The organism is Pandoraea sp. CB10b_02 (assembly GCF_002216225.1).
GTDB classification, from domain to species: domain Bacteria; phylum Pseudomonadota; class Gammaproteobacteria; order Burkholderiales; family Burkholderiaceae; genus Pandoraea; species Pandoraea nosoerga.
The window spans coordinates 1-9,243 of sequence record NZ_NJGW02000038.1 but is presented as its reverse complement, the minus strand read 5'-3'; the positions used below and the strand labels follow the sequence as shown (position 1 = coordinate 9,243).

At 56.1% G+C, this 9,243-nt stretch carries 8 protein-coding genes; 3 read left to right on the top strand and 5 right to left on the bottom strand.

Features of this window, described 5'->3' with window-relative positions:
* Both CDN36_RS22000 and CDN36_RS21995 read left to right on the top strand, forming a co-directional pair.
* The coding region (locus tag CDN36_RS22000) for an integrase core domain-containing protein (protein WP_287497916.1) at nt 1-339 on the top strand (339 nt) is incomplete at its 5' end.
* Between the two features lie 400 nt (nt 340-739).
* Complete coding sequence (locus tag CDN36_RS21995) at nt 740-1,000, top strand: transposase (protein ID WP_047907107.1); 261 nt, start codon at nt 740-742, stop codon at nt 998-1,000.
* 48 nt (nt 1,001-1,048) lie between these two features.
* Here CDN36_RS21995 and CDN36_RS21990 read toward each other — a convergent pair whose 3' ends face one another.
* From CDN36_RS21990 to CDN36_RS21970, 5 genes are all read right to left on the bottom strand, one after another.
* Nucleotides 1,049-4,369: an ATP-binding protein gene (locus CDN36_RS21990; RefSeq protein WP_287497915.1), complete on the bottom strand. Its 3,321-nt coding sequence runs from the start codon at nt 4,367-4,369 to the stop codon at nt 1,049-1,051.
* Between the two features lie 43 nt (nt 4,370-4,412).
* Nucleotides 4,413-5,060 carry a response regulator gene (locus tag CDN36_RS21985; RefSeq protein WP_287497914.1) on the bottom strand — a complete coding sequence of 216 codons (648 nt, stop codon included), beginning with the start codon at nt 5,058-5,060 and terminating at the stop codon, nt 4,413-4,415.
* Nucleotides 5,061-5,095: 35 nt separating this feature from the next.
* On the bottom strand, nt 5,096-5,524 hold the full coding sequence (locus CDN36_RS21980; RefSeq protein WP_287497913.1) for a hypothetical protein: 429 nt from the start codon (nt 5,522-5,524) through the stop codon (nt 5,096-5,098).
* A gap of 12 nt (nt 5,525-5,536) precedes the next feature.
* Entirely contained in the window at nt 5,537-7,219 is a 1,683-nt protein-coding gene (locus CDN36_RS21975) for a peptidoglycan D,D-transpeptidase FtsI family protein (protein ID WP_287497912.1), read from the bottom strand.
* Nucleotides 7,220-7,355: 136 nt separating this feature from the next.
* A complete protein-coding gene (locus CDN36_RS21970; protein WP_287497911.1) occupies nt 7,356-8,513 on the bottom strand; it encodes a hypothetical protein in 1,158 nt (385 codons plus the stop codon).
* A 352-nt stretch (nt 8,514-8,865) separates the two neighbouring features.
* On the opposite strand from CDN36_RS21970, the gene CDN36_RS21965 reads away from it, so the two are divergent.
* Nucleotides 8,866-9,171, top strand: coding sequence for a CSS-motif domain-containing protein (locus CDN36_RS21965; RefSeq protein ID WP_287497910.1), 306 nt, complete (start codon nt 8,866-8,868; stop codon nt 9,169-9,171).
* The last annotated feature ends 72 nt before the right edge of the window (nt 9,172-9,243 follow it).

The window sequence follows — 9,243 nt, the reverse complement described above, 5'->3', positions numbered from 1 at the left end:
GATCCCAAGGCGGTGCGAACCGACCAGGGCCCCGAATTTACGAGCCGCGCGCTTGACCAGTGGGCGTATGCGAACGGCGTCACACTGAAGTTGATTCAGGCGGGCAAGCCAACGCAGAATGCGTACATCGAATCGTTCAACGGCAAGTTCCGCGACGAATGCCTCAACGAGCACTGGTTCACGACGCTCGCGCACGCTCGGGCTGTCATCGCGGCATGGCGTCAGGACTACAACGAGCAAAGGCCGCATAGCGCACTGAACTACCTTGCGCCGTCAGAGTTTGCGGCGAAACATCGGGCAACCGCGGATGCTCCTGCCGCTTTCCAGGAGTTGGTTTAAAGGGACTTTGCTAGAAGCCCATTGGCCCTATTGACGGGGGCAGGTCACCCGACCACGATATGCCTAAAATTGAACGCGAAATTTCGCGATATTTTTGGAATCAACCGGAAATGTGGCCGATGTTCCGAAGCGTCGTCGAAAGCTGCTCGGTCATGAACGCACGCTCGAATGACCTCCACATAAACCACGGAACCGCGAAAGCAGGGATTGGACGAGCTAGTACGATAATGAAATAATGCATAGATTGATCATGAAACGCTCTCAGCGACGAAGCGTTTTTAGGGCCCGCATGGATATGCGGGCTTTTTTTGGATTTGAGATGCCCCGGAACCGGACGAGGAAATCTCGATTCTGTTCGCCGGTCAAAGTCTCGTGACCAAAAATCCGCGAGGAACACGATATGAAAAAGCGCTACACGGATGAACAAATCATCGACATCCTGCGCGAGACCCGGGGCTGTCAAACGACGGCCGAACTCTGCCTGAAGTACGGTATTTCAGAAGCCACTTATTACAATTGGCGCACCAAGTTCGGCGAAAAGCGCCAGGAGATCGAGCTTCGCTTGAAAGCGCTGGAGAAGGAGAACAACGAGCTCCGAAAGTTGCTCGCACTGAGCTTACTCGACAACGTAGCGCTGCGCGACAAGCTGGCACGAGAATAGGCTGAGCACGGCAACAGGCACCGGACCCCGAGCCGCGCAAGTACCGTCTTAGCGCGTGGTATCGTTGCTTGCCACGTTTTCAGTGGCATAAGTTCGCACAAGGCCATCAAGACGAGCCAACAGCGCCGTCACGCTCGACGCCATGTCGGGACTCCAACCTTTGGAAGCGCGAACCTGCAACATATTCACCTCACTCACCATAGCATCTTCGCCAAGCGCGCTCAGAGCCCCCCCTACTCGATGCAACAGGCGTCGCAGCGTCGTAACGTCCTTACGCTCAACAGAAATCGTCAAATGTGGGCGGTCCTCGCTCCACGAATTGACAAATGCCCGTTGCATACGCAACAAGATGGGATCGGCGATTGTCGCGTCCGGCAAACCCTTCTCAGCATGCCGAGTTGCGGGGGCGTCGCCGGCATCGGGGACGAGATGTTGAACGAGCGCTCGTGATACCTGTGACAATGTCACCGGTTTCTGCAGAGAGTCGTCGAAATAGCTGGGGAATCCATCAATTTCCGCATCGCCACCCGCGGTGACCACGACCACTTTTACCCCGTCTTTCATCGCCCTCAAGCGCCGGACCACCCCTCGTCCGTCAAGCTTCGGCATATTCAGGTCGACAAAAAGCAGGGCCGCCGGACGACTCCGATGTGCGGCAACGGCACGTTCACCGTCGCCATAGGCCCGCACGTCCGAAACACCCAGCATTCGGAGTTGCTCGCACAGCAGAGTGCGACTGACCTCATCATCATCGGCAACGATAACCGCTCCGCCCTCCACCGCTTCGATCCCCAACGCTTCTGTGGCTTCGGAATAGCGTAATCCGCTGTGGTGCTCATGCAGAAATCTACGTAACGCAAGCCAATCAAGCGATGTCAAATGCATTGACACATCGTCGTGCGTCGGCACCAACGGGCCGTCCGGGGTTAACCTTAGTAAGCAAGCCGTGTTGTTGCTTTGCGACGCGTCTAGCAACCGGGCGTCGCGATCACAAACGTCGAACAACGCGATGGTCAAGTCAACGTGAGCCGCGCCATCCTCACAGACCGTCACGCCAATCGCTTCCATCCAGGTGGCGAGAGCAGCGTTCGCCGCCGCCCCGGTACGTCTAATGGCAACTTTCATTCCAGCCAGTGACGGCCAGGCATCGAGGGCGGCATCCACCTTCGTCGCAGGAATACGCAAACGGAATCGGGCCCCCGTACCGAGATCACTGTCGACATCGACCGTGCCCCCCATCAGCGACGCGAGTTGCCTGCATAGATACAAGCCTAGCCCTGTACCTCCGAACCTCCGCTCAATGCCATCATCGCCTTGGTCGAGTGCCTGAAATAATCGGCGTTGTACGTCTGAAGAGATGCCTATGCCGGTATCCTGGACATCGATAACAAGCGTTCCCCCGTTCGCCTGTGCCGTCTCCCAACGGGAACGAACCGAAATACCTCCTCTTGTTGTGAACTTCACCGCATTGCTCAGGAGATTCTGCAAGATCTGCCCGAGGCGCAGATCGTCGACGCTCAAGGGGTGATCGAGCGCCTCATCTGCCGCGTAGGACAACGTCAACCCCTTCGCAAGAATCGCCGGTGCAAAGTTCTGGATAGCTCGTGTGACGGACTGGCTGACGACGGCCTCCCGCGCACAAATACGCATCGTCCCCGATTCGATCTTCGTCGCGTCAAGAATGTCGTTAACCAATGTCAACAGGCCGTCAAAGGCGCTGCGAATTACCGCAACACGTTGAAGATGTTCCGGTGGGATGTCCTGTGCCGCTAGTAGCTCCAGATTGCCCATCGCACCGTGCAAAGGCGTCCGAATCTCGTGACTTATCGCCGCAACGAAAAGTGATTTCGCTCGGTTTTCAGCCTCCGCTGCCAACTTTGCTGCTTGCAGCAGTGCCTCCTTTTCCTTTCTGTCCGACAAATCGAGCATGCCAATCAGCACCACATCGTTTCCGTCGAACCTGGATGCTCCGATCGAGACCCCCAGCGCCACCTCCTCGCTTCCGTCTTGCGCCCACGAACACTCCATCAATGCCTTGGCTTCAACCTCGCCGCAATATCCACTTTGGGTCAACACATCGTCGCAAAACTGCTTGATGCGCGTGAACGATGCGGTACCGAGCAACTCGCACGCGAGCGTGTTGACGTACAGCACACGACGGGACCCCATGGAAAAAACGACGACGCCGACAGGCAAGGTCTGCAGTACGCTACGTCGAAATGCTTCGAGCTCGGAAGCCCGTGCGACTTCACTCTCCATCGGCGTGGCAACCCATCGGCGATAGAAGAAGTACAAGAGCCATAACAAGGACAATGCAAGGAGCGTTAAAGCTGCAGAGGCCCAGTACAAGGGGGATATACCTGCCAAAAAGGCGCTCAACGGGATCGCATATACTGCGATCCATTCCGGCCCTTTCACACGCTGAGAGATGACAAGGGTGCCAGCTCGCCAGAACGTCAGGATTTTCGAGTCATGATTGACGATTCGCTGCCTTTCAGCACTCACCACGCCGAACACTCGCCGCTCTTCGTCTGTCTCGACACCGTAGTGCAACGGATATCCGTTTTCGGACAGCACATGGAAGCCAGGCAAATTTTCAAGGTTGCGAAAATACTGGACAAACTGCACGCTCGGCACATTGACGGCGAGCATGGCAACGCGTTCTCCGTCCTTGATGATGGGGATGACAATCGTCGCCGTGGCCCCCGCGTCGTTGCCGGGTGCAGCGATCCAAAGCGGTCGTTTCCCCGCCTTGGCCACGGCGTAGGCCGCCTCCACGCCGTCGATGAGCCGCGCGACTACGTCGCGCGGTTTGCATAACCGCATTGCTCGTAACGCTGCGTCGGAATAGGATGGACTGGCTGCGGCAAATGCGCCATCGGGCGCGTACAATACGGCCGTCAACCGGATCCCCGCAAGCCGTTGTGCGTCTATCGACGGCGCAGCGGAAACGGCTCGCACCAATCTTAGATAGAGGGATAATCGGTCTGAATCTGCGGTTCCGACCAGATTACTTGCGATGGTGAATGGCACCGCAGTCAGATCGTCAGCGCTTTGCACAACACCTTGTTGGAGCAACAATGCCCGACGATACCTCTCGGACGGTACAGACTCTCCCTCGTGGAACGTCCAAAGACCTTCGTAGAGGTCGACCAATTGCATCAGACGCGATGACACTTGGTCCGCCACCAATTCCAGGCGCTCGCGTCTTTCGACAAATTCAGCGATTCTGTCTTCTTCCGCGTCCCGAACGCCGCGAAGTGCGATAAGTACGCTTGCCGCCAGAATGACGAATGAAAGAATGCCGAGACATGTGAGTAGAACCGATTTGTTGTAACGCAGGACTTTGCGCAGCGGTGACTTTGGCATCTGAGGTTCCATCTCGTTGGTGGCTGCAACCGCCCCCAACGCTTCACCGGTACAAATCTCTCACGATATTCGCCAGCTCAACGTCATTCTTGGCCCCAAGCTTTTGCATGGCAGCATTCTTTTGATTGCTGATGGTCTTGGGACTTCGATTCAAACGCTGAGCGACCTCAGTGATCGATAGACCACTGCAGATCATGCGCACGACGGCCGCCTCTTTCACCGATAGCGACGCGAGTCCACTCCCCTTCCTTCCACCCGAATACACCGTGGCCAGCAACTGGCTCGCCAACGATTCGGGAAGAAATCCGGCTTGTCGATTAGCGCTTCTCACCGCATGACATAGGTCTACAAAGTCCTGTCTGCTTTTCCCGATATAACCAGCAGCCCCGGCACTCATGGCTTCCGCAAGAATATGCGGCGCCGTGTGCATGCTCAAAAAAACCACTTTCGTTTGAGGCGCAATGCGAAGGATGCGCCTTAGCAGGGATATTCCGTCTGCATGAGGATCGCCGGCAAACTCGTAGTCGCACAATAAGACGTCGATCGTCTCCGATGCCAGCTTTTCCAGCAGATCGGAGATAGTGCTCACGCTAAAGCACAAGTCAATGTCAGCGCATTGACCCAATGCACTTTCCACCCCGACCAGAATTACCTCGTGATCGTCCGCGACACCTACACGGATTTTCTCCATTCATTCCTCACATCAAAGTTGCTCCGACGTCCGGCTCACCGGCATCCACCGATCGAGCCATCACCAATGCGCGCCATTGATGGAAAATAGAATTCGCCCGACGCGACCGCCCGAATCGCCTCCGGCATTGCGACGAAGTCGGCGGCGGTAATTCCCACGAAGCCGAACACCCCGCTCTGAATGAACTTTCTCAGCGTACGTTCCGCCGGCGGCATGCCCAGAAACAATATTCGCATAACACTTTTACTACCCGCACGGTGAAATTTCGCACGCATCTTATTCAAGACGCGGAGGGAAACAGGTTCACAAAGCAACACATCGACGTCATCGCTATGCTTTATCACCGTTTCCGGGAAAGCGAGGTCGCGAAAGTGCATTACATTGACATCGGCGGACGATGCAAGAACTCCACGCACCGCCGCCATTACTACATGATTATTTGCTATCACTCCAACGTTTATCATAATTTTTCTTGCTCATTCTGGCGGCCTGCGTGAGATAACAGCGCCTCCTTTCGATAACCGCCCGACGGCGCTCAACGCCTTGTCAGGCACGACGCCCAAATAGGGAAGCACCCCCTTTACGATGCGGGCAAAGATAGGCCCGGCTACCGGTCCGCCATAGAACGTCCCCCTTGTGGGAGTGTCGATCATCACAGCGACAACGATGCGAGGATTTGACATGGGCGCGATGCCAGCCATGATACCGAGGTATTGTCCGCTGCGGTATCCATTGCCATCGTTCTTCCTAGCAGTGCCCGTCTTGGCGCCGACCCGATAGCTCGGCACGCTCGCCATCGTTGCAGTCCCACCGGGTTCAACCGTCTTTTCCAGCATCCAACGAACCGACCTGGCGGTCGCGGAGGAAATGACGCGAGTCCCTGGAAGATGCCCGCCCTCTGAATGGTAGAGCGAGAGCGGCATGATGACCCCATCATTGGCGAGCACCTGATATGCCCTTGCCAGTTGGGCGATCGAAACGGAGAGTCCATACCCATACGCCATCGTTCCCTTTTCTATCGGACGCCACCGCGTTGGCGGGTGCAGTACTCCGGCAGTGACCCCCGGAAATCCGGAGAGGGGCAGGCCACCAAGTCCGAATGCTCTAAAATTCCGCCACATCTCTGTCGCAGACAACAGCTCCGATATCTTGACCATTCCAACATTGCTCGATTTGGAAATGACCTCTGTGGTGTCGATACATCCGTGATTCGATGTGTCGTGCACGACTTTGCCGTGGAATCTTAGTGTTCCCGGTGCGGTATCGAACCTCGTCCTTTCACTGATCACCCCCTTTTCAAGGGCGAGCGCCACGACAATCGGCTTAATGGTCGAGCCAGGCTCGAAAGCATCGGTCAGTGCCCGATTTCTGGTTGGCGTCATTTGCTTATCTGCACCATCGTTCGGGTCGAATGTCGGCATGTTGACCAGAGCCAATATCTCACCTGACACGACGTCCACCACGATCGCACAGCCCGCCTTGGCTCCCGAGCGCTCGATGCCCTGTTTGAGCGCATCAAAAGCCATGCGCTGGATATTCCGATCGATGGAAAGCACGACGTTCGCGGACGGCTCGGGAATTCCGGCGTACTCGGGGTCCTCGACAACCCTCCCGAGCCGGTCAACAACAACGACCCGGCGCTCAACAGATCCCTTCAGCCATTTGTTGGCAGCGAGTTCTATACCTTCCACGCCCTGCCCCGCACGGCCGGCAAGTCCGATAATTTGCGCGGCTAACTCCCCTTCCGGGAAGTACCGCTTCTCGCCACGCACACCGTAGAGGCCCGGGATCTCCTTTGCCAGTAGAAGCTCAGCCGTGTCGACGTCGACCAAGCGCTTCAGATAGATGAACCGACTGCTCGCAAGCCTGTAACGCTTGAGCCGTTCCACCGAAACGTCCAACGCTGACGATACGATTTCGAGCTGCGCAATAGAGGCTCCGGCAAAGCGATTCGGGTCGACCCAAAGATCGTAAATCGGCTCGCCAATCGCGAGTATGTTTCCATTGCGGTCGACGATCTTTGCCCTGGGCACACGCAGAGACTCGCGCCGCTGATAACGCGCCCGCCCCTGTGCAATATAAAAATCCGAATTGGCTACCTGAATCCAGAATGCCCTGCCAACCAACGCCGAGAATGCCAGCGACATGACTACCAACATGGCATGTGAGCGCCATCGATGTGTATCAGTCCGGGCGCGATACGGCACTCCAAACGAAACAAACTTGCGGCCCATTCGCGCACCCTTTCACCTGCATAGTCAATGCGGTACAAAACAACATGAATTCAAAAGAACATCATTCGACAGGACCGCTCGCAACGCTCAGACGGTCCGGCATGCTTGGCCGAGTTGACGAGTTGATCGCTCGTGCCGCCTTCCAACGGACGCTTACGGCATTCACGAGGAGGGCAAGCACAATGCCGAAAGCGACACAGAACGATGCGAGCAGAACGATGGCGCCGAACAGCGGGATCGGGCCAGAACGCGATATTGGAACCGACGGTCCCGCAGTGAAATAGAGGCGGTCCAGACGTTGCGCGCGCAAATGGTCCACGACAGCAGCCATCAGTTCGTTACGAACCACTTGAGCGTTTTCGGATTCGCCGGATTTGGCGAAATAGTCGTGAACGAATGTACTGAAGAACTCAAACATCTGCGCGCCCGAACGAAATTCGGGCAGAACTTCATACAACTTGCGATAGAAACCCAGCCGAATGCCATTGCGCTCCCGTTCTACTGTTAGCCCTCGCAATTCTCCACGCAGGCTAGACATCGAAGACTCAATGCCGATGACCTGCACTCTCGGAGGTAGATACCGGCCAGCTTCTCCTACGTTGGATATCAACCGTTGCTCACTCAATTCCCGCGCGGGAGGAGTGCGGGCCGCAATCCCGCTCATCTCTTTGAGCGATAGTTCCATGTCCCGCAGCCGCGTGGACTTGTCGATGATCTGCGTATCGAGTTGCCGGCTCCGCGCCATCGACGCCAAGTAGCCGTCGCGCAACGTATTGCGCATGGATTGCATCAACTGGGTGTCTATGATGTACCCCGCCAGCAGTCTAAGCCGACCAACCGCGCTCTCGGCCGAGTCACGGCTCTGCGAATGTAATTCCAGGCCCACAACCACAGAACCATCGCCCCCCTTTTGCGAGCTATTTAACAACGGTATCACGTTTCGGCGAATAAAGTTCTCCGATATCTCGTTCAACAGGCGCTCCTTTTCAGAGTCGAGCCCAGGCTGAGATTTGAGATACAGCGCGAGTTGCTTCTTGTCATAGAAAGCATATCGCTGAGTGTTGTATACCAGTAGGTCTCGACGCAGATCCAGAAATGCTTCAGTCCTGTATTGGTAAACGTACCTATCCAGGAAGACGACCCCAATCGTGAACACCACCGCAGATGCCGCTATAACTAACCAAAAGCGCGCCCGCATTGCGGCAATCACCTCGGCCAATCCAATTCCTCCGACGTCCGTCGGCGAGGTTCGGCACATCTCAGAACAATCTGAGCATGACATATACTTCCCCCGCAGGTCATTGAGGAGCTTGAGGGGGAGCAATGTCCCCCATGCCTCCTGCATGCACAGCAACTTGGCTGCCTATTTCTGGGGAGTCATTTCACATGAATATCCCTCTCGCCCGTTTCGCGTTGCTGGGACAATTCCGTGATATCGGTTCAAGACGCGACGGTTTGTGCGAGGATTCAGTCGACGGGGGCGCCATGTCTACTATGTGGACGCATCCGGAACTGCGGAACCAACAGGGCCACCGGCATTTCTCCTGTTTCGCGCAACGACCGTCCAGCCGATGAATCAGCAACTATCAAGCATCTTCAGTTTGGACCGAACCATCGGCACTTGGACACAGGCGATCGTCCTCCTAACCGTTGTCGCGATCCCGGTACTCGCGGGCATTTTTGTTGCAAGTGAGATGAATCAGGCCAGAGACGAACGAAGTCTTGCCGAGTTCGCCGCACGGGCAGTACGACAGGCGGACATGGTGCATGGCCAGGTTCTGAACGCCATGCGAGACGTGGAAGCGATTCCTGGTGATCCGTGTTCAAGCACTTTCCTGGAAGCAATCCGTCGCATTGGAGCGGCCCCACGTATCTGAGGACACAAGGACTCTCTTAAAATAACGGATAGTCTTGTGCCTATCAGTAAGCCTAATCATTACGTGGAACCC